The following is a 19,876-nucleotide window of genomic DNA, read 5'->3' as shown; positions in this document are numbered from 1 at the left end:
CTGTAGGCAGTACTGCCGGCGCTGGTCAAGCCGGTGCTCAGTTCGTCGCCGCTGATGGCCCCGTCGACGTCGCTGTCCATGGCGCTGATCAGCACAGCTACCAACTCGGTGTTCGGCGCTTGGTCGTGGGGCGGTGGCGGCGGAGGGGCCATGGCGGTCATTTCTTCAGCGCTGAGGCCGCCGCTGGCGTCGCTGTCCAGATCGCCGAATTGTTTGCTCAGGCTGACCAGCAGGCCGTCGTTGGACTTTTGTGACAGGGCACTGCCCAGTTCGTCCTGATCCACCGCGCCGTCGCCGTTGCTGTCGAGCTTGGCGAACAGTTCCTTTTGCAGTTGCTGGCTGCGGGCTTTTTGGGTGGAGGTGCTGCTGGTGCTGGTATAGCTCGTGTAGTTGCTGACGCTACCGATCATCGGGCTCACTCCTTGGACTGGAAAACCGGTGGGTGTACCGGCTTATGCAGCCTCCAGTCGCAAGGTGTCGTGGGTATGTGGGGTTTGTACCGGTCGGTACACAGTCGGGATCAGTGGCGAGGCAGTTGGATCACGGCGGTCAGGCCGCCGCCGGGTGTTTCTGTCAGGGTCAGTTGGCCGCCCTGGCGCTGTGCCGCTTCCCGGGCGATGGTCATGCCCAGGCCGACGCCGCCGGAGTTGCGATTGCGTGAGCCTTCGAGGCGGAAGAACGGCTCGAATACCGCTTCACGCTTGTCCGCCGCAATGCCCGGGCCATGGTCGATGACGCGGATCAGCAGTTGTTCGCGCTGGTCTTGCAGTTCGATGTGCGCTTGGCCGGCGTAGCGCAGGGCGTTGTCCATCAGGTTGTTGATGCACGAGCGCAGGGCCATCGGCTGTACCTGCAACGGGGCGCAGTGGCCGCTGACCTGCACGTCGGCGCCTTGATCCTGGGCGTTTTCGCACAGCGATTCGACCAGCGCTTGCACGTCCATCAACTGCAACGCTTCGCTGGTGCGTTGTTCGTGCAGGTAGGTGAGTGTGGCGTCGAGCATGCCGATCATGTCGTCCAGATCCTGGCGCATCTGGCCCTGCAGCTTGTCGTCGTTGATGTTTTCCAGGCGCAGTTTCAGCCGCGACAGCGGGGTGCGCAGGTCGTGGGAGACGGCGCCGAGCATCCGCGCGCGTTGCTGCACCTGTTCGCGGATGCGCTGCTGCATCAGGTTGAAGGTGTACGCAGCCTGCCGTGCTTCCCGGGGGCCGGTTTCGTCCAGTGGCGGGCTGTCGAGGTCTTCGCTCAGGCGCTCGGCGGCGTCGCTCAGGCGCTGGATCGGCCGGGTCAGCAGCTTGGCGCCGTACCACGCGGCAATGATCAGCGAGATGAACTGGAAAGTCAGCGGCACGATCGGCCCGCCGAACCAGGGGCGCGGCGGACGGGGCGGGTAACGTGGATCCTGCGGCGGCTGTTTGCCGTCGAGGTTTTGCGAGAACTCTGGCGGCGGAGGTGGGGGAGGCGGGCCGTAGAGGCGGAACCAGGCGAAAGCCAGCAAGTGCGCCAGGACGATCGCCACCAACAGCACGCCGAACAGGCGGCCGAACAGCGTGTCGAAGCGCGCCCGCATCAGCCGATGTCTCGCGCGTCGAACAGGTAGCCTTCACCGCGAACGGTTTTGATCAACTGCGGGGCTTTCGGGTCGTCGCCGAGTTTTTGCCGCAGGCGCGAGACCAGCAGGTCGATGCTGCGGTCGAAGGCTTCGATCGAGCGGCCACGGGCGGCGTCCAGCAACTGTTCGCGGCTGAGCACCCGGCGCGGACGTTCGATGAACACCCAGAGCAGGCGGAATTCGGCGTTGGACAGCGGCACCACCAGGCCATCGTCAGCGATGAGCTGGCGCAGGACGCTGTTCAGGCGCCAGTTGTCGAAGCGAATATTCGCACGCTGTTCGGTGCGGTCGTCGCGCACCCGACGCAGAATCGTCTGGATCCGCGCCACCAGCTCCCGAGGTTCGAACGGTTTGGCCATGTAGTCATCGGCGCCCAGTTCCAGGCCGATGATCCGGTCGGTGGGTTCGCAGCGGGCGGTGAGCATCAGGATCGGGATGTCCGATTCGGCGCGCAGCCAGCGGCACAGCGACAGGCCATCTTCGCCGGGCAGCATCAGGTCGAGCACCACCACGTCGAAATGCTCGGCCTGCATCGCCTGGCGCATCGCCGCGCCGTCGGTGACGCCGCTGGCGTGAATGTTGAAGCGGGCCAGGTAGTCGATCATCAGTTCGCGGATCGGCACGTCATCGTCGACGATCAGCGCGCGGATGCTCCAGCGCTTGTCGTCTTTCTGCTCGTCGTTCACGGAGACTTGGGAGTTGTGCATGAGGCTGTTCATCTGCCAGTAGGCCGCCAACCACAAAGATAGGCTGCGAGGTTGTGGTTTCAGCATAGGCGTCCGGCCGTGAGGCGGGAAGGGCTGCTGTAAGGACTTGTTGCGGCTGGCGAGGCTAGCGCGGGCGCATGTTGCCGGCGTGTCGGTTGTGTATCGGGTTCGACACAATACCCTGCAAGGCTATGCTGATCACGGTTGGCGCGACGATTTACCGATCATCGGGTGCCGCGCCGTCGCCGGTTCCGCTACAATGCGCGCCGATTTCGACTTGCCTGAGAGCCCATCCATGTCCGCCTGCCAGACTCCTATCATCGTCGCCCTGGATTTCCCTACCCGTGACGCCGCACTGAAGCTGGCCGACCAGTTGGACCCGAAACTGTGCCGGGTCAAAGTGGGCAAGGAACTGTTCACCAGCTGCGCCGCGGAAATCGTCGGCACCCTGCGTGACAAGGGTTTTGAAGTATTCCTCGACCTGAAATTCCATGACATTCCCAACACCACGGCGATGGCGGTCAAGGCCGCGGCCGAGATGGGCGTATGGATGGTCAACGTTCACTGCTCCGGCGGCCTGCGCATGATGGCGGCCTGTCGTGAAGAGCTGGACAAGCGCAGCGGCCCGCAACCGTTGCTGATCGGCGTGACCGTGCTGACCAGCATGGAGCGTGAGGATCTGGCGGGTATCGGTCTGGACATCGAGCCGCAGGAGCAAGTGCTGCGTCTGGCGGCACTGGCCGAGAAGGCCGGGATGGACGGTCTGGTGTGCTCGGCGCTGGAAGCCACTGCGCTGAAAACCGCGCATCCATCGCTGCAACTGGTGACCCCGGGGATTCGTCCGGCCGGCAGTGCCCAGGACGACCAGCGTCGCATCCTGACCCCGCGTCAGGCGCTGGATGCCGGTTCCGACTATCTGGTGATCGGCCGTCCGATCAGCCAGGCGGCGGATCCGGCCAAGGCCCTGGCCTCGGTGGTTGCCGAACTGGCCTGAGCGAACAGCTGAAGCATCAAAGAAGGGAGCCCGATGGCTCCCTTCCTCGTTTTCAGACCTTCAGCACCAGTTTGCCGAAGTTCTCGCCGCTGAACAGTTTGCCCAGGGTTTCCGGGAAGGTTTCCAGGCCTTCGACGATGTCTTCCTTGCTCTTGAGCTGACCTTTGGCCATCCAGCCGGCCATTTCCTGGGCGGCGCTGGCGTACTGCGCGGCGTAATCCATCACCACGAAGCCTTCCATCCGCGCGCGGTTGACCAGCAGCGACAGGTAGTTGGCCGGGCCTTTGACCGCTTCCTTGTTGTTGTACTGGCTGATCGCGCCGCAGATCACCACGCGTGCTTTCAGGTTGATACGGCTGAGCACGGCGTCGAGGATATCGCCGCCGACGTTGTCGAAATACACGTCCACACCTTTCGGGCATTCGCGTTTAAGGCCGGCCAACACGTCTTCGCTCTTGTAGTCGATGGCGCCGTCGAAGCCCAGTTCATCGACCAGGAACTTGCACTTGTCCGCGCCGCCGGCGATCCCGACTACCCGGCAACCCTTGATCTTGGCAATCTGCCCGGCAATGCTGCCCACCGCGCCCGCAGCGCCGGACAGCACCACGGTGTCGCCAGCTTTCGGTGCGCCGACGTCGAGCAGGGCAAAATAAGCGGTCATGCCGGTCATGCCCAGTGCGGACAGGTAAACCGGCAGCGGCGCCAGTTTCGGATCGACTTTGTAGAAACCTCTGGGCTCACCGAGGAAATAATCCTGCACGCCCAGCGCACCATTGACGTAGTCCCCGACCGCGAACTCCGGGTTGTTCGAGGCGACGACTTTACCCACGCCCAACGCGCGCATGACTTCGCCCAGACCCACCGGCGGAATGTAGGACTTGCCTTCGTTCATCCAGCCGCGCATGGCCGGGTCGAGGGACAGGTATTCGTTCTTGACCAGAATCTGCCCTGCCGCCGGCTCGCCGACCGGGACTTCCTGATAGGTGAAGGTCTCGCGGGTGGCGGCGCCCACCGGGCGTTTGGCGAGCAGGAACTGGCGATTGGTCTGGTTGGTCATGACTGGCACTCGAGTTGAATGAAGCCTTGTTGATAGACCTTCATGAGCGATGCCGCAAGGTTGGCTCACGGGGCGAATGCAGGCCGATCCAGTACGGTGATAGTCGATCCATGGGTTTCATCACTGCGATTCATGCAAGCCTAACCGGCCTTTTGATAGTGCTGACGTCACTCAGGCCCCTCTGGCTATGCTGCCTTCATCAATCCCCCCGCATTCGAGGACATAACAATGAGCATGACGTTTTCCGGTCAGGTAGCCGTCGTCACCGGCGCGGCCAACGGCATCGGCCGCGCGACGGCCCAGGCGTTCGCCGCCGAAGGTCTGAAAGTGGTGGTGGCCGATCTGGATGCGGCCGGGGGCGAGGGCACCGTGGCGCTGATTCGTACAGCCGGCGGCGAAGCGACCTTCGTGCGCTGCAACGTGACCGTCGAAAGCGAAGTGAAGAATCTGATGGACGAGGTAATCAATACCTACGGCCGTCTCGACTATGCCTTCAACAACGCCGGGATCGAGATCGAGAAGGGCAAACTGGCCGAAGGCTCGATGGACGAGTTCGACGCGATCATGGGCGTCAACGTCAAGGGCGTCTGGCTGTGCATGAAGTACCAGCTGCCGTTGCTGCTGGCTCAGGGCGGCGGGGCGATCGTCAACACCGCGTCGGTGGCTGGATTGGGCGCTGCGCCGAAGATGAGCATCTATGCGGCTTCCAAGCACGCGGTGATCGGCCTGACCAAGTCCGCCGCCATCGAATACGCCAAGAAGAAAGTCCGCGTCAACGCCGTATGCCCGGCAGTGATCGACACCGACATGTTCCGTCGCGCCTATGAAGCGGATCCGAAGAAAGGCGAATTTGCCAACGCGATGCACCCGGTCGGTCGTATCGGCAAGGTCGAGGAAATTGCCAGCGCCGTGCTGTACCTGTGCAGTGATGGCGCGGCGTTTACCACCGGCCATTCGCTGGCCGTGGATGGTGGCGTGACCGCCTTCTGAGAGGCCATTGGCTGATGCATGAACGAGCCCGCCCATCGGCGGGCTTTTATCGTCTCGGGGGTGGCTCCGTGAATTCGCTAAACAATGTGTTTCAAATATTGAGAAAGGAGGTTTTTGGCGGTTTTGTCGCACAGTCTCAAGGACGTGGCTGTGATTTACTGCCGCCAGCAAAAACGGACAGGAGTTTGCGTGCTCATGGAATTGAGAATTGACCGACAGGCAATGGTGCCGGTCGTACAGCAGATTGTTGACGGGTTGATCGACTGGATCATGCAAGGGCAGGTGCCGCCGACGACGCGCCTGCCCTCCGTGCGACACATAGCCCGGTGCAATCTGCTCAGCCAGTCGTGCGTCATGGAGGCCTGCGAGCGGCTGGTGACGCAGGGCGTTCTGGCCTCGCGCCAGGGCTCGGGTTTCATTGTGGCGGCTTCGCTGCCGGAGTGTTGCAAGGCGATCGATGGCTCCGCCAGTGAGGGGCAGTGCAGTGGGGGCGATCCAGCCACCCGATGGCGCGGCGGTTTGACGCTGGGCAGTGGCGTCCTGCCGGAGAGTTGGCGCGAGCCTGATGATCTTGGCTATGCGATCCGCGAGGTGACGCGCGCCGACATGGCCAGTCTGTTCAACTACAGCACGCCCCTGGGCCTGCCGGCGTTGCGCGAACAGATCGTCAAACGCCTGGGGTTGCTTAATATCAAGGCCGCCGAAGAACAGGTGATGACCACCGCTGGCGCCAGCCACGGACTGGACCTGATCGTGCGGACGTTGTTCAAGGCCGGTGATTGCGTCGTGGTCGAGACCCCCGGTTATGCGCCCCTGTTCGATCTCCTGCGCCTGCACGGCGTGCGCATGCTGGAGGTTCGTCGCACGGCGGGCGGGCCGGATGTCGAAGCGCTCGAGACGTTGCTGCAGCAGTTTCGGCCGTCGGCGCTGTTCATCAACAGTCACCACCACAATCCCACGGGCAGTTGCCTGTTGCCGGCGGTCGCCCGACGAATCCTGGAGTTGAGCAGGATCTACGCTCTGAGGCTGATCGAAGATGATGTCTACGCCGACTTGCACAACGGTAGCGGTACTCGACTGGCAGCGCTGGATGACGAGAGGCGGGTGATTTACGTCGGCAGCTTTTCCAAGACCTTGAGCAGCTCGCTGCGTGTGGGTTTCGTGGTGGCCGATGGCGAGCTGATCGAGCGTATGGCGCGGGTCAAGATGATCAGTTGCATGGGCACCTCGAGGTTCTGCGAGGCGGTTCTGGCCGGATTGCTGGCCAGTGGTGCCTATCGAAAACTGGTACAGCGTCAGCGTCAGCGGCTTTCCACCGATCGTGCGGCTGCCCTTCAGGCGCTGGAAGATGCTGACTGGGAGGTGTTCGGCAAGCCCACCGGCGGTCTGTTCATCTGGGCACGTTCGCCAGTGGCCGATGAGGCGCGCTTGCGCAGGCATGCTCTGCGATGCGGTGTGCGGTTGGCCTGCGCAACGTCGTTCAGCCCCAGTGGCGAAGCCTGCGACTGGCAGCGGATCAACGTGGCTTACGCCTGTGATCCACGGGCACGGCAGTTTTTCCGCGATACAGCCATGGATCGACCTCGAACGTTCTGAAAACGACGCGAGCGTAGCTTTTTGCCATTATTCCGACGCCAGAGACTTGTGCTGGTTCGAGGCCATTGCGAATCTTCGACAACAGACTATGGCAGGGGACTACGCGCAATGATTTCGGCCGTGCAAGGACGTTTTGCCAACCTCGGTATGGCAAAAAAACTGGGTATCGGGTTTGTGCTGGTGTTGCTGCTGACGGCGCTGGTGGCCGCCATTGGCGTCTGGTCCCTGCAAACCATCAGTCAGCGCTTCGATGGCCTCAAGCAGATGTCATCGCTCAACAGTGGCTTGCTCAAGGTGCGCCTGCTGGAGCAGGACTACGCCCTGCACGGCAACCCGAAAACCGTCGATGCCTTGCACGAAGGCGTCGACGGTCTGATCGCCATGGCCGACCAACTCAAGATTTTGTCGCCGGGCAATGAGTCGGTCATGAATGACGTCCAACAGTCATTGGGTGCTTATCGCAAGGCGTTCGATGAATTCGTCTCGTTGTCCCAGGCCAAGGACCTGGCGCTGGAAATGGCCAGTTGGTCGGTGTCCAGCGTTGCCAACAATCTCGATGTGTTGCAGGCAGGACTTGCCGATGACGGCGCGTACACCCTGAAAGACAGCGAGGGCAAGGACGGGGCGCAATTCATCGAGCAGGCCGGTCAGGTCAGTCAGGTCTCACGCTTGATGTTGCAGGCGATGAACGAAGCGCGAGTACGCCTGGATCAGAGCCGCAAGGGTGACGACAGTGCCGGTCAGGGCAATATCGAGCAGGCTGCCCAGGCTCAGGCCCAGGCCGAGCAGCTCAAATCCACGGTCAAGGATGAGGGTTACCTGACGGTGCTCAATGAAGTGTCGGGGCACATTGCCGGTTTCAGCGACAAGCTGGCCGAGTACACCGGATTGCTGGCCCAGGAAAAGACCGTTTATCAACAGCTGCACCAACGGGCCGACGAAGTCGTGGCGCGGGTCCAACAGGCCTATGTCGCGCAAGACGCCGCGATGCAGGGCGAACTGAAAAAGAATTCGGTGCTGATCATTGGTTCATCGGCGCTGGCGTTGCTGGTCGGGCTGATTGCGGCGTGGGTGATCACCCGGTTGATCGTCGCACCGTTGCGCAGCGTGATTCATGTGGCGCAACAAATTGCTGCCGGTGATCTGAGCGCAACGATCGAGGTCTCCCGTCGCGACGAAATCGGCCAACTGATGCTGGCCATGCAGCAGATGGGCGCGGGCCTGAGCACGATTGTCAGCGGGTTGCAGGCGGGGATCGAGCAGTTGGCGAGTTCGGCGCAATCGCTGTCGGCGGTGACCGAGCAGACCAACCTTGAGGTCAGCAGCCAGAAAGAGGAAACCGAACAGGTGGCGACGGCGATGAACCAGATGACCGCCACCGTTCATGATGTGGCGCGCAACGCCGAAGAAGCGGCGCTCGCAGCGCAGACCGCTGATGGCAAGGTCGAAAGCGGTCAGCAGGTGGTGCGTCAGAGCATGGCGCGGATCGAGCAACTGGCGGACTCGGCGACCTCGGCCAGTTCGAGCATCGAAAGTCTGAGCGCGGAAATCCAGAACATCGGCACGGTGCTGGAAGTGATCAAGAGTGTTGCCGAGCAGACCAATCTGCTGGCGCTCAACGCCGCGATCGAAGCGGCGCGAGCGGGCGAGCAGGGCAGGGGCTTTGCGGTGGTCGCCGATGAAGTGCGGGCGCTGGCCCGGCGCACGCAGCAGTCGACCGAGGAAATCGAGCGGCTGGTCAGCGCCTTGCGCTCGGCGGCGCATTCGTCGGTGCAGCAGATTCAGAGCAGTGGCGAACTGGTGAAACTGGCGGTGAGCGATGCGTTGCAGACCGAAAGTGCGTTGGGGAGCATTGCGGCGGCGGTTTCGTTGATTCAGCAGATGAACCAGCAGATTGCGGCGGCGGCCGAGGAGCAGAGTTCGGTGGCCGAGGAGATCAATCGCAGTGTGACGAGTATTCGGGCGAGTGCGGATCAGTCTTCGATTGCCATGCGCGGGAATGCGGCTTCGAGTGTTGAGCTGGCGCAGTTGGGGAGTGAGCTCAGGGGGATGGTGGGGCACTTTCGGCTTTGATTTGGATTTGACCTTGGCGGCCTTTGGGCCGACCAGGTTTTGGGGTGTTTTGGGTGAATATCCGTTTCTTTGGGTGTTGCGGCTGGCGGTTTCGCCCTTACGGCGAGTCCCTTTGGCAAACGCCCCAAAGGAACCAAAACGCTGGGCCCCTGCGTTCGGCCTCTCGCTGAGGCTCGAGGTTCCTTCGTTCCGGGATTCATCCGGGGGCATCGCCTACGGTTTGCTTCGCTGCACCTCCTCTCGATGCATGCGGCTGCGCCGCACGGTCGCTGCGCTCCCACCCCCGGATAAATCCCTCCACTCAGCCTTCCGATGGGGCCGGTACGTCAAAAGCGGTACTCGAGCTAACGCTCATCGTTTTGAGTGGTGGGAAGCCAACGCCAACGCAGAAGCTGAAGAAGCTGAAGAAGCAGCAGACGGTGCTGCAGTGTGAGTTGGGTTGCATGCGTTTCAAAACCCGAGTGCGACTCGGTCTTTCACGTCGGCTCTCCCAATCAACTCGGTCGGCTCCCTCTCCCTACGGGCGGTCCGACGTTTCGGGAGGGCTGGGGTGAGGGCGCTTTTGATTTTGATCTTTCTCGCGGGCAATAAAAAAGCCACCTTCCGGTGGCTTCTCTCTTTGACTGTACTCAGTCGTAAATCACTTTTTTCTTCCAGTCCGCGTCAGCCTCGACATCTTTAAGGCCGGCGGTCAGCTGGTTTTCTTCGCCTTCGACCGGGGCGATTTTGTCCATGACCTGGGCATTGGCGCGGGCCAGGAGTTTTTCCAGGTATTGGAGTTGTTCGGCGTAGATTTGCGGGTCTTGCTGTTTGCGCAGATATTGCACGCCGCGTTCGAAGGCGAGGCGGGCCTGGCCTGGCTGGTTTTGCTGGAGGGCGTGTTGGCCGAGGTTGTTGAAGAACTCGATGTGCAGCAGCACGAGGATGTGGCGGACTTCGCGGATCCAGTGTTTGGCTTCGTTCGGTGGCAGGAAGCCGTCCTGCGCGGCGCGGGTGATCTGGCCGTGGAGGGCTTCGAGGAGGAAGCGCACGTCTTTGGCCTTGGCTTCGGTCTGGATCGGGGCCGGCGGGTTGTTGACCGGGATCGATTCGCCCTGGGCCACGAGGGCGCTCAGTTCGGTGATGCGGGCCTTGGTGGTGGCGCTGGTCTTTTCCAGGTTCAGCAGGCGCTGGCAGACGTTCAGCTCAAGGCGGGTCAGCAGCAGCTTGAGGGCCGGGGTCATGAACTGGCCGGGGAAGGTTTCGGTCAGTTCGCCACAACGGCGCAGGCGGTCGTTGAGTTCGACCTTGGTGCGGGCCTTCTCCAGTTTGGTGTTTTCCACCACATGGTTCATGTAGCCAATGGCGATCAAGATTGCGATCCCGGCTATGACTAGCAGGGTGATCATGAGTGGTGTCACCGGTAAGACCTCTTTATAGGGTTCGCGTGCGAGTGTAGTGGCTTGGCATACAGGAGCCTAGCGCCGCTCGACGGGTTTGGATCGGCGAAGCTGTATCTGTATCGGCCAAGGAACCGCTTATATAAATGCCGGCCCTTGGGGTGCAGATTGCCATCACCTGTGCCGTGGACTATAACGCCTTGGCGAGTGTCGGAATATAGGCGTCAATCGTCGGGCGACGCAAAAGCCGGAAATGGCGCGCAAAGCAGGTCGAAGTCATTGATTTAAATAAATTTATATCTGGGGGTTGACGACCTTTCAATCCATCCATAGAATGCGCGCCACTTGCAGCGTAAAGCACACAGCGAAACGCGGCAGGAAGTGAATGTTGTAGTGTGTCCCCTTCGTCTAGTGGCCTAGGACACCGCCCTTTCACGGCGGTAACAGGGGTTCGAGTCCCCTAGGGGACGCCAATGCGGGAATAGCTCAGTTGGTAGAGCACGACCTTGCCAAGGTCGGGGTCGCGAGTTCGAGTCTCGTTTCCCGCTCCAATTTTAAACAGCAACGCTTTCGGGCGGTGCTGAGTGAAACCAGAACCCAATCTTCGGAGGCGGATCTGGACACCGAAACACACACCATGTGTTCCGGGTAGCGTGTCCCCTTCGTCTAGTGGCCTAGGACACCGCCCTTTCACGGCGGTAACAGGGGTTCGAGTCCCCTAGGGGACGCCATTTGCGGGAATAGCTCAGTTGGTAGAGCACGACCTTGCCAAGGTCGGGGTCGCGAGTTCGAGTCTCGTTTCCCGCTCCAAATTCAAAAAGCGCCGCTTTGCAAAGAGCGGCGTTTTTATTAGTGAAAGTTGTAGCCTGTCCCCTTCGTCTAGTGGCCTAGGACACCGCCCTTTCACGGCGGTAACAGGGGTTCGAGTCCCCTAGGGGACGCCATTGCGGGAATAGCTCAGTTGGTAGAGCACGACCTTGCCAAGGTCGGGGTCGCGAGTTCGAGTCTCGTTTCCCGCTCCAAATTCACAAAAACGCCGCTCAGTAATGAGCGGCGTTTTTGTTTGTGCGTTTTTTGTCAGGCAATAGAAAAGGACCTCGCGGTCCTTTTTTTGTGGGCCCGCCAATCTGGCGGGCCCGATACGCGATCAGAGCTTCGGCAATTGCCCGATGCGTCCCATCATTTCGGTGACGATCTGCAGGTCCAGCAAGAACTGGTCAACGGTCTTGAACTCGCCATCGGTGTGGCCGGTGTACTTGACCTCCGGTCGCGCCAGACCGAATTGCACGCCGTTCGGCAGTTCATGCACCGAGGTGGCGCCGGCCGAGGTACCGAATTCGTGTTTCATGCCCAGGTTTTCGGTGGCCACGGCCAGCAGCGCCTTGACCCATTCGCCTTCCGGGTTGCGGTACATCGGCTCGGCGATCGAATAGTCGAAGTTCACCGCGACATGGGTCTTTTTGCTCCAGGCCGCGAGTTTGTCGGCGATTTCGGTTTTGAGCACTTCCGGCGACTTGCCCTTCGGCACGCGCAGGTTGACTGCGAGTTTGAAGGTTTTGTCGTCCATGCCGACGTAGGTCAGGGAGGTGGTCAGCGGCCCCATGAAGCTATCGGCGAATCCGACGCCCAGCTTGCCACCCTTGTAATCCAGGCCCCAGTTGTCGGCGGCGTAGTGCGCAGCGTCGGTGATGTGGTTGTGCTTGAAGGCGATCTTGCCGTCCACGCTATGGATGAAGTCGAGCATGCGGGCGACCGGGTTGACGCCGGATTCTGGCTCGGACGAGTGCGCGGAAACACCGGTGACGCTGAGTTTGACGTCTTTGCCATCGACCTTGGCGTTCACTTCAAAATCGCCGCCATTGCGCTTGGCGTATTCGGTGCCGGCCTTTTGCAGGCTGGCCGCCAGGTCGGCGGGTTTGTCGGTCACCAGCGTGACGACCGAAACCGAAGGGATCTGGTTGGTCGCCAGGCCACCGGTCATCGAGATGAGTTCTGCGCCTTTGCCCTCGGCGTTGCGCTTGGCGAACTTGGCCATGACGGTGCCGTAGCCTTTTTCCGCAATCACTACGGGATAGCCGCCATCCAGTGCCAGGTTGTACTCGGGCGTCGGGTTGCGTTCGAAGTAGTAAGGAATCGCGTCGCCGGTGGTTTCTTCGGTGGTGTCTACCAGCAGTTTGAAATTGCGCGCCAGTGGCAGCTTCTCTTCCTTGATCACTTTCATGGCATACAGCGTCACGACGATGCCGTTTTTATCGTCCTCGGTGCCGCGGCCGTACATGCGGTCGCCGATCAGCGTGACCTTGAACGGATCAAGTTTGGTGCCGTCCTTCAGCACCCAGTTTTCCGGCGTTACCGGCACCACGTCGGCGTGAGCATGAATGCCGACTACGTCCTTGCCGCTGCCGTCGAGGGAGATTTCGTAAACGCGGTTGTCGATGTTGCGATACTTCAAGCCGAAAGACTCGGCCAGCTCCTTGATCTTGCCGGCGATCTTGATGAATTCGGGATTGTTGTGCTGATCGACACCGTCCTTGCGGAAGGTCGGGATTTCCACCAGTTCACGCAGGGTTTCCAGCGCAGCTTTGCCGTACTTCACGCGGGTGTAGAGGCCGAGCAGGCGATGGATTTCGTTCTGCTGTTCGGCGATCAGCGTCTTGTTGTCGAGGAAAGCGCTGATGGCTGGACGCAGATCGTCGGCCTTGCTCAGGTCGTTCTTGGCCAGATCACCGAGAAACGCTCTGAAGTCACTGACCTTTGCCTCATTGAATGTCTTTAGGATGGTCGCGCTCTGCTGCTCGGTAAGGTTCGCGTGGGCTGGCAGTGTCACGGACGAAAGGCTGGCCAGGATCAGCGTCGACGCGGCCAGTTGCTTGAGTGAAAAGTCCATTGCTATGGGCATTCCTTTGCAGGCAGTGAGTAGGAAGTGTCTGATCGATGCGTCAGACGGTTTCGCAAACTAACACCACCCGCAAGTGATAGGGGAGCCCCCGAAGTGGGATGCGTCGCACAGAAATGCAAAAGCGGCGCAGAATCGAAAAAAGCCCGTCCGGTCTGTCTGGATCGGGCTTCTCCGATCAACCTGCTTACATCGACAACACCAGGCGCCCGGCAAACAGGATCAGAATCACCCCCATGCTGCGCTCGAACCAGTGGCCCATGCGCATGAACAGCACGCGCACTTTGCTGCTTGAAAAGAACAGCGCGACGATCACGAACCACAACGCATTCACCCCGCACATCCACAACCCGTACAGCGCCTGAATTTGCAGCGGTGTGCTGGCGCTGATGATCGTGGTGAATATCGCCAGGAAAAACAGCGTGGCCTTGGGGTTGGTGGCGTTGGTCAGGAAGCCGGTGGAGAACGCCTTGAACAGCGATTGCTCGACCAGTGGTTCGTCGCTGGTCTTTTCGCCCTCCAGTGCCGTCTTGGGTTTGCTGCGGATCAGGCTGACGCCCAGATAAAGAATGTAAGCGCCGCCGACCACTTTGGCGACAGTCAGCAGCCAGGGCGTGGTGTGCATCAGGGCGCCGACGCCCAGCAGGGTGTACAGCACGTGCACGGAAATTCCCGCGCCGATGCCCAGTGCCGTGCAGATGCCGACCAAGCGGCCGAAGCGCACACTCTGGCGTATGGTCACGGCGAAGTCCGGTCCGGGAGCGACCACGGCCAGAAAGTGGATGGTGGCCAGCGCCAGAAACTCGCCCAGGTAATTCGATGTCATTTCAGCTCCAGAAAGTCAGGGGTGAAGCATTGCCGCGATAGCCGACAAAAAACGAAAGGCTCAAGCGCGGATCGGCCACGCCTGGCGTGACTGAGTGCATGCGACGCGAATTGAACATGATGAAATCCCCCGGTTCCGGGCGTACTTCGAGGGCCGGCGGGCCGAGCAGCGCCGGGTCGATGCCGTAGCTGTCGCCGCGCATCTCGTCGAAGCGGTCCGGCGAGATGTCGTCTTCCCACATCTGCAACGCGCCGCCTTCGGTCGGCATGTTGAGGTAGACGTTGCAGGCGAATTGCGCCTCCAGACTACGGGCCTGAAAACTCTCCGGCGCGTCCTTGGCGAAGATGTCGTGGTGGGCCAGGAAGCACACGCCCGGTTTCACCACCCGGGACAACCCGACGTACATCTTGCGACCGTAGAGGTTTTCCAGGTGGGCGCCTGCCGGCCAGGATTCGTCGAGCATGCAGCGCAGGGTGTCGACCGGCGACGAGTAGGGCGCGCAGCGGTTACGCAGTTCGGCGATGTTGCGGGTGGCGCGCTCGAAGTAGTCTTCGATCAGCAGCGGCTGGTTTTCCGCCTCGTAGAACGCCATGCCGATGCGACCGATGCTGGGCGCGTTGATGTAGCCCTCGAAGCCAGGCGCGAGGATCTTGTCGCCAATCCGGATCGCCTGCGCCTGGGGCAGAAAGCCCTTGACGCGGATGGCGAGGACTTCTTCGTTGGCCAGTTTTTTTATGCACGTCTCATCGAGACGCTCGACGTCAAGCATCATGGTGTCAGGTCCATCTATCGAATAGTCAACGGAACCGGCGAATGCGGTTCCCCCGGCGTCGGACGCTGCATCTGGCAGCGTCCGAAATCCTCAATCCACGCTGTAGTGGACGGACAGCGTGCCTTTCTTCTGCGAAAGGGACGCGATCGTGACTGTGCCCAGATCCTTCAGGCTGCGTACATGGGTGCCACCGCAGCCATAGGCTGGCAGTTCACCGAAACCGATTTCCCGCGCGCCTTCGCGCAGGGACGTCAGGCGTGGCAGATCGTGTTCGATCCACTGCCCGATGCCGTATTGAACGATTTGAGCATCGACTTCCTGGGCCGAATCCCCGGGTTTGAACTGCACCCGGCCCTCGTCCGGCCAGTGGTGGGCCTTGATCGGCATCCAGCCCATGGCCTGGACAAAGTGGCCGATCAAATGCCCGGCAGAGTGCATGCGGGTGTTGAAGCGGCGGCGTTCTTCGTCGACGCGAATCTGGGTCATGCCCAGCGGCACCGGTTGATCGACGAAATGAATGATCCGGTCCGGTTCCTGGACGACCCGCAGCACCTGGCTGTCGCCAATCCAGCCGGTATCACAGGGTTGGCCACCGCCCTGGGGATGAAAAAGCGTGGCGCGCAACACAACGGCGAATTCGTTCTCGTGGGGCGTGCAGTCGAGGACTTCCACATTGGCCTTGAGGTCATCACTATGGAAAAAGAGGCGAAGCGTCATATTCCATGCCCTTATTAAAGTTTCTTTTTTAATTATATGAATCGTGCAATAACGTGATAATCCGTTCAAACATCAAAGGACTGTTGCGCTGTGAGCATAAATCTTCCACTGCCGCTGCTCGGTGAAATGGCGATTTTCGTCAAGGTCGTCGAGACCGGCAGCTTCTCCGAAGCCGCTCGCCAATTGGGCTCATCGCCGTCGGCAGTCAGCCGCAGCATTTCCCGGCTGGAGAAGGCGCTGGCCACGCGGCTGCTGCAACGCACCACGCGCAAACTGCGCTTGAGCGATGGCGGGGAAGAGGTGTTCAAACGCTGTCAGGAAATGGTCAGCGCGGCGAAGTCGGTGATGGAGATCAGCGGCCAGTTCACCCACGAAGCCGAGGGGCTGGTTCGGGTCAGCGTGCCGAAAGCGGTGGGGCGCTTCGTGATTCATCCGCACATGCCGGAGTTTCTGCGGCGCTACCCGAAGGTCGATGTGGAGTTGTTGCTGGAAGACCGTCAGGTCGATCTGATCGACGACCATGTCGACCTGGCCATTCGCATCACGGATCGGCCACCGGCCGGACTGGTGGGACGACAACTGCTGACCATCGACCATTTGCTCTGCGCGACGCCGCAGTATCTGGCTGAGCACGGGACGCCGACTCATCCCCACGACTTGCTCAACCACAGTTGCATTTACCTGGGCGAAACCCCGAGTGATGCGCGCTGGAAATTCAAGAAAGGCACGAAAGCCGTTACCGTCGGCGTGCGCGGCCGGTATGCCGCCAATCACACCGGCGTCCGTCTGGGCGCAGTGTTGCAGCACATCGGCATTGGCAGCCTGCCGTATTTCACCGCGCGTTATGCGCTGGAGCAGGGGCTGATCGTGCAGGTGCTGCCGGAATGGACATTCCTGGCCTCGTACCACGGCGGATTGTGGTTGCTGCACTCGCCGACGCGCTATCTGCCGCCGAAGCTGCGGGTGTTCATTGATTATCTGGTGGAGTGCCTGGAGAAAGAGCCGACCCTGAGCAAACCGGGAAAGTCTGGCGGTGCAAAACCGTTGGCCGAGTACGAGTTGCCCGAGAGTGAAGGGTTGCTCTGACCCGAAAAAAAAGGCCCGCATGGATCACCGTGCGGGCCTTTTTTATCGGGCGAAAATCAGTGCTTGCTGTCCTGGGCGGACATCGCCAGCAGCTGTTTTTCCTGGTTCCAGTCGAACGGCTCGTCGTTCTGTTCGGCTTCGTAGCGGCGTTCTTCCAGCGCCTGATACATGTCGATTTCTTCGTCGGACAGGTAATGCAGGCAGTCGCCGGCGAAGAACCACAGCAGATCCCGCGGGATCAGGTGGGCAATTTGCGGGTAACGGGTAATCACTTGAGTCAGGATGTCCTGGCCCAGGTATTGGCTTTCGATCGGCTCGATCGGCAGTGACGCCAGCAGTTCGTCGAAACGCTCCAGGAACAGGGCATGGCTTTCTTCGGGAACCTGATCGGCCTCACCTACGGCGACCAGGATACTGCGCAGATGGTCGAGCAAAACCAGATGATCGGCAACGACGTTGGACACGAGATAAGTCCTCAAGAGCAAAACGGGCGCGGGAGTATAAAGCCCCTGCGCCCGTTTTTCACTGATTGAAGGGATCAGCGGATTTTGCCTTCCGCCGGTTTCAGTTGCTCCTTGTCGAAATCATCGACATCGATCACCTTGCGCCGCGCCGCTTCGGCATCGCGCAGGGTCTGGGCTTCCACAGCCTGCAACACCCCGGCCTCCAGTGCCGCATCGATGGCGTGCTCGCCGGCAACCGGTTTGACCTGACCGCTCTTGAGCGACGAGTGCAGTTTCTTGTGCAGCGGTTGTGCTGCACTCAACTGATCACAGGCATGTTGCAGCGCACCGACCGCATCGTCGGCCGATTGCGGGCGATAGCAGCCGGCAAGCAGTTCTTCCAGCGCTGGATCGCCCTTGGCCCGGCCGATGACCGCAGCCACTTCGGCACCGAGTTTGTCCGAAGGCCCTTTGTGACGGCGGCCGAACGGGAACACGATCACGCGCAACAAGCAGCCGAAGACTCGGTTCGGGAAGTTGGTCAGCAGTTCGTCCAGCGCTTTTTCCGACTGGCCGAGGCTTTCTTCCATCGCCCATCGGAACAGCGGTTCCATGTACGCCGGGGAGTCGAGATCGTGATAACGCTTGAGCGCCGCCGACGCCAGATACAGGTTGCTCAGCACATCGCCCAATCGGGCCGACAGACGCTCGCGCCGCTTCAGTTCGCCGCCCAGCAGCATCATGCTCAGGTCGGCGAGCATGGCAAACGCGGCAGCCTGACGGTTGAGGGCACGGAAATAACCCTGGCTGAGCTTGTCTCCCGGCGCATGTTCGAAATGGCCGAAACCGAGGTTCAGCACCAGCGTGCTGGCGGCGTTGCTCACGGCAAATCCGATGTGCTTGAGCAGCAGGCCATCGAACTCCTTGAGTGCCTGATCCTTGTCTTCACGCCCGGCGAGGGCCATTTCCTTGAGCACGAACGGATGGCAGCGGATCGCGCCCTGGCCGAAGATCATCAGGTTGCGCGAGAGAATGTTCGCGCCCTCCACCGTGATGAAGATCGGTGCGCCGTTCCAGCTGCGACCCAGGTAGTTGTTCGGGCCCATGATGATCGCCTTGCCACCGTGCACATCCATGGCGTGGCTGATGCACTCGCGACCGCGTTCGGTGAGGTGATACTTGAGGATCGCCGACAGTACCGACGGCTTCTCGCCCAGATCCACTGCATTGGCAGTCAGCATCCGTGCGGCGTCCATCATCCAGGCGTTGCCGCCGATCCGCGCCATGGCTTCCTGAATGCCTTCGAAGGCAGACAGCGGCACGTTGAACTGCTCGCGGATCTGCGCGTACTGCCCGGTCACCAGGCTGGTGAACTTGGCCGCGCCAGTGCCCACTGCCGGCAGCGAGATCGAACGCCCGACCGACAGGCAGTTCATCAGCATCATCCAGCCTTTGCCGAGCATGTCCTGGCCGCCGATGAGGTAGTCCAGCGGGATGAACACGTCCTTGCCGGAGTTCGGGCCGTTCATGAACGCCGCGCCCAGCGGCAAGTGGCGGCGGCCGATTTCCACGCCGGGGGTGTCGGTCGGGATCAGCGCCAGGCTGATGCCCAGGTCTTCCTTGTCACCGAGCAGGTGATCCGGGTCATAGGCCTTGAAGGCGAGGCCAAGCAGGGTCGCGACCGGGCCGAGGGTGATGTAGCGTTTTTCCCAGTTCAGGCGCAGGCCGAGGGTTTCCTGGCCTTCCCATTCACCCTTGCAGATGATCCCGGTGTCGGGCATGGCGCCGGCGTCGGAACCAGCGAGCGGGCCGGTCAGCGCAAAGCACGGAATGTCGTCGCCCCGGGCCAGCCGTGGCAGGTAATGATTGCGTTGTTCGTCGGTGCCGTAATGCAGCAACAGTTCGGCCGGGCCGAGGGAGTTGGGCACCATCACGGTGGAAGCGAGGTCGCCACTGCGGGTCGCCAGTTTCATCGCCACCTGGGAGTGGGCGTAGGCGGAGAAACCCTTGCCACCGAACTCCTTGGGAATGATCAGGGCGAAGAAACCGTGTTCCTTGATGTGGGTCCAGGCTTCGGCCGGCAGATCCATCGACTGGCCGATCTGCCAGTCGGTGACCATCGCGCAGAGCTCTTCGGTCGGGCCGTCGATGAACGCTTGTTCCTCGTCAGTCAGTTGCACTTTTGGATAAGACAGCAGTTTGTCCCAGTCCGGACGGCCGCTGAACAGTTCGCCGTCCCACCACACCGTGCCGGCGTCGATCGCGTCGCGTTCGGTCTGCGACATCGGGGGCAGGGTTTTCTGGAACCAGCTGAACAGCGGCGCGGTAAAGTGTTTGCGGCGCAGGTCAGGCAACAGCAGCGGGGCGGCGACCAGGGCCAGCACGACCCAGAAAATCAGCAGCAACCAGCCTGGCGCTTGGCTGAAAATCCCCATCGCCAACAGGTAAGCGGCGACGATACCCAGTGCCGGCAGCGGGGCGATGCGCCGGTGGGCCAGATACGCCACGCCGACGATCAGAACCAGTATCCACAACAACAGCATATTTAATCCTCCGTGAACCAGGGCGAACCGACCCTCCAGAGCTTAGACGGCATCTGCAAAACGGGGCGGTCAGAGCAAGGTGATTGAAATCGTGGGAAACCCCGGATGTCTTTTGTAGGTTCGGTGGGCAACACGCGTGGGAAATCGTTCGCAGCTTCCGCGTCTTTGCGTGCATGTTTGGCCGA

16 protein-coding genes, 6 tRNA genes and 1 pseudogene are annotated in these 19,876 nt (G+C 61.1%); 12 read left to right on the top strand and 11 right to left on the bottom strand.

Annotated elements, in window-relative coordinates; translation table 11 throughout:
- The 3 genes from xopAW to CAF77_RS20085 form a co-directional block, all read right to left on the bottom strand.
- Positions 1-410 (bottom strand): XopAW family type III secretion system calcium-binding effector (xopAW, locus tag CAF77_RS20095; RefSeq protein ID WP_139831951.1); only part of this gene is annotated, 410 nt, incomplete at its 3' end.
- Positions 411-520: 110 nt separating this feature from the next.
- Complete coding sequence (locus tag CAF77_RS20090) at positions 521-1,570, bottom strand: cell wall metabolism sensor histidine kinase WalK (protein ID WP_085655180.1); 1,050 nt, start codon at positions 1,568-1,570, stop codon at positions 521-523.
- A complete protein-coding gene (locus CAF77_RS20085; RefSeq protein WP_371915542.1) occupies positions 1,570-2,331 on the bottom strand; it encodes a response regulator in 762 nt (253 codons plus the stop codon). The genes CAF77_RS20090 and CAF77_RS20085 overlap by 1 nt, the downstream gene beginning before the upstream one ends.
- A 283-nt stretch (positions 2,332-2,614) precedes the next feature.
- Here CAF77_RS20085 and pyrF point away from each other — a divergent pair, with 283 nt between their 5' ends.
- Complete coding sequence (gene pyrF, locus CAF77_RS20080) at positions 2,615-3,313, top strand: orotidine-5'-phosphate decarboxylase (protein WP_007960372.1); 699 nt, start codon at positions 2,615-2,617, stop codon at positions 3,311-3,313.
- Between the two features lie 52 nt (positions 3,314-3,365).
- On the opposite strand, the gene CAF77_RS20075 is transcribed toward pyrF, so the two are convergent.
- On the bottom strand, positions 3,366-4,370 hold the full coding sequence (locus CAF77_RS20075) for an NADP-dependent oxidoreductase (RefSeq protein WP_085655179.1): 1,005 nt from the start codon (positions 4,368-4,370) through the stop codon (positions 3,366-3,368).
- A 228-nt stretch (positions 4,371-4,598) separates the two neighbouring features.
- On the opposite strand from CAF77_RS20075, the gene CAF77_RS20070 reads away from it, so the two are divergent.
- The 4 genes and pseudogenes from CAF77_RS20070 to CAF77_RS29760 all read left to right on the top strand — a co-directional run bounded on the left by CAF77_RS20070 (position 4,599) and on the right by CAF77_RS29760 (position 9,029).
- Positions 4,599-5,360, top strand: a complete 762-nt coding sequence (locus CAF77_RS20070; protein ID WP_064383524.1) for an SDR family oxidoreductase — start codon at positions 4,599-4,601, stop codon at positions 5,358-5,360.
- 195 nt (positions 5,361-5,555) lie between these two features.
- Entirely contained in the window at positions 5,556-6,956 is a 1,401-nt protein-coding gene (locus CAF77_RS20065) for a PLP-dependent aminotransferase family protein (RefSeq protein ID WP_064383523.1), read from the top strand.
- A 108-nt stretch (positions 6,957-7,064) separates the two neighbouring features.
- Positions 7,065-8,168 (top strand): annotated as a pseudogene (locus tag CAF77_RS29765) (HAMP domain-containing protein); the annotation flags it as partial.
- Positions 8,148-9,029 carry a methyl-accepting chemotaxis protein gene (locus CAF77_RS29760; protein WP_371857911.1) on the top strand — a complete coding sequence of 294 codons (882 nt, stop codon included), beginning with the start codon at positions 8,148-8,150 and terminating at the stop codon, positions 9,027-9,029. The pseudogene CAF77_RS29765 and the gene CAF77_RS29760, both read left to right, overlap by 21 nt.
- A gap of 629 nt (positions 9,030-9,658) precedes the next feature.
- On the opposite strand, the gene CAF77_RS20055 is transcribed toward CAF77_RS29760, so the two are convergent.
- Complete coding sequence (locus CAF77_RS20055; protein ID WP_011335462.1) at positions 9,659-10,417, bottom strand: hypothetical protein; 759 nt, start codon at positions 10,415-10,417, stop codon at positions 9,659-9,661.
- Between the two features lie 388 nt (positions 10,418-10,805).
- On the opposite strand from CAF77_RS20055, the gene CAF77_RS20050 reads away from it, so the two are divergent.
- From CAF77_RS20050 to CAF77_RS20025, 6 genes are all read left to right on the top strand, one after another.
- Positions 10,806-10,881 (top strand) — tRNA-Glu (locus CAF77_RS20050).
- A gap of 2 nt (positions 10,882-10,883) precedes the next feature.
- Positions 10,884-10,959 (top strand) — tRNA-Gly (locus tag CAF77_RS20045).
- Between the two features lie 104 nt (positions 10,960-11,063).
- A tRNA-Glu gene (locus CAF77_RS20040) sits at positions 11,064-11,139 on the top strand.
- A 3-nt stretch (positions 11,140-11,142) separates the two neighbouring features.
- Positions 11,143-11,218 (top strand) — tRNA-Gly (locus CAF77_RS20035).
- 58 nt (positions 11,219-11,276) lie between these two features.
- Positions 11,277-11,352, top strand: a tRNA-Glu gene (locus CAF77_RS20030).
- A 2-nt stretch (positions 11,353-11,354) separates the two neighbouring features.
- Positions 11,355-11,430: transfer RNA gene (locus tag CAF77_RS20025), tRNA-Gly, on the top strand.
- Positions 11,431-11,555: 125 nt separating this feature from the next.
- Here the strand turns inward: CAF77_RS20025 and CAF77_RS20020 are convergent.
- The 4 genes from CAF77_RS20020 to CAF77_RS20005 form a co-directional block, all read right to left on the bottom strand.
- The gene (locus tag CAF77_RS20020; protein ID WP_085655178.1) at positions 11,556-13,295 is read right to left on the bottom strand and encodes a dipeptidase; all 1,740 of its coding nucleotides are present in this window, start codon (positions 13,293-13,295) and stop codon (positions 11,556-11,558) included.
- 196 nt (positions 13,296-13,491) lie between these two features.
- The gene (locus CAF77_RS20015; RefSeq protein ID WP_064383517.1) at positions 13,492-14,130 is read right to left on the bottom strand and encodes a LysE family translocator; all 639 of its coding nucleotides are present in this window, start codon (positions 14,128-14,130) and stop codon (positions 13,492-13,494) included.
- 1 nt (position 14,131) lies between these two features.
- Positions 14,132-14,902, bottom strand: a complete 771-nt coding sequence (locus tag CAF77_RS20010) for a 2OG-Fe(II) oxygenase (protein ID WP_085655177.1) — start codon at positions 14,900-14,902, stop codon at positions 14,132-14,134.
- A gap of 90 nt (positions 14,903-14,992) precedes the next feature.
- Positions 14,993-15,619: a hypothetical protein gene (locus tag CAF77_RS20005; RefSeq protein WP_085607355.1), complete on the bottom strand. Its 627-nt coding sequence runs from the start codon at positions 15,617-15,619 to the stop codon at positions 14,993-14,995.
- A gap of 90 nt (positions 15,620-15,709) precedes the next feature.
- On the opposite strand from CAF77_RS20005, the gene CAF77_RS20000 reads away from it, so the two are divergent.
- Entirely contained in the window at positions 15,710-16,705 is a 996-nt protein-coding gene (locus CAF77_RS20000; RefSeq protein WP_011335458.1) for a LysR family transcriptional regulator, read from the top strand.
- 56 nt (positions 16,706-16,761) lie between these two features.
- Here the strand turns inward: CAF77_RS20000 and CAF77_RS19995 are convergent, their stop codons facing one another.
- Positions 16,762-17,169, bottom strand: coding sequence for a PA2817 family protein (locus CAF77_RS19995; protein WP_007950758.1), 408 nt, complete (start codon positions 17,167-17,169; stop codon positions 16,762-16,764).
- 74 nt (positions 17,170-17,243) lie between these two features.
- Positions 17,244-19,691, bottom strand: a complete 2,448-nt coding sequence (locus CAF77_RS19990; RefSeq protein ID WP_085655176.1) for an acyl-CoA dehydrogenase — start codon at positions 19,689-19,691, stop codon at positions 17,244-17,246.
- Positions 19,692-19,876: the final 185 nt, after the last annotated feature.

The sequence above is a fragment of the Pseudomonas sp. R15(2017) genome, assembly GCF_002112685.1.
Taxonomy (GTDB): Bacteria; Pseudomonadota; Gammaproteobacteria; order Pseudomonadales; family Pseudomonadaceae; genus Aquipseudomonas; species Aquipseudomonas glycinae.
Note: the sequence above shows the minus strand (reverse complement) of the source record. Positions and strands in the feature narration are given on the sequence as shown.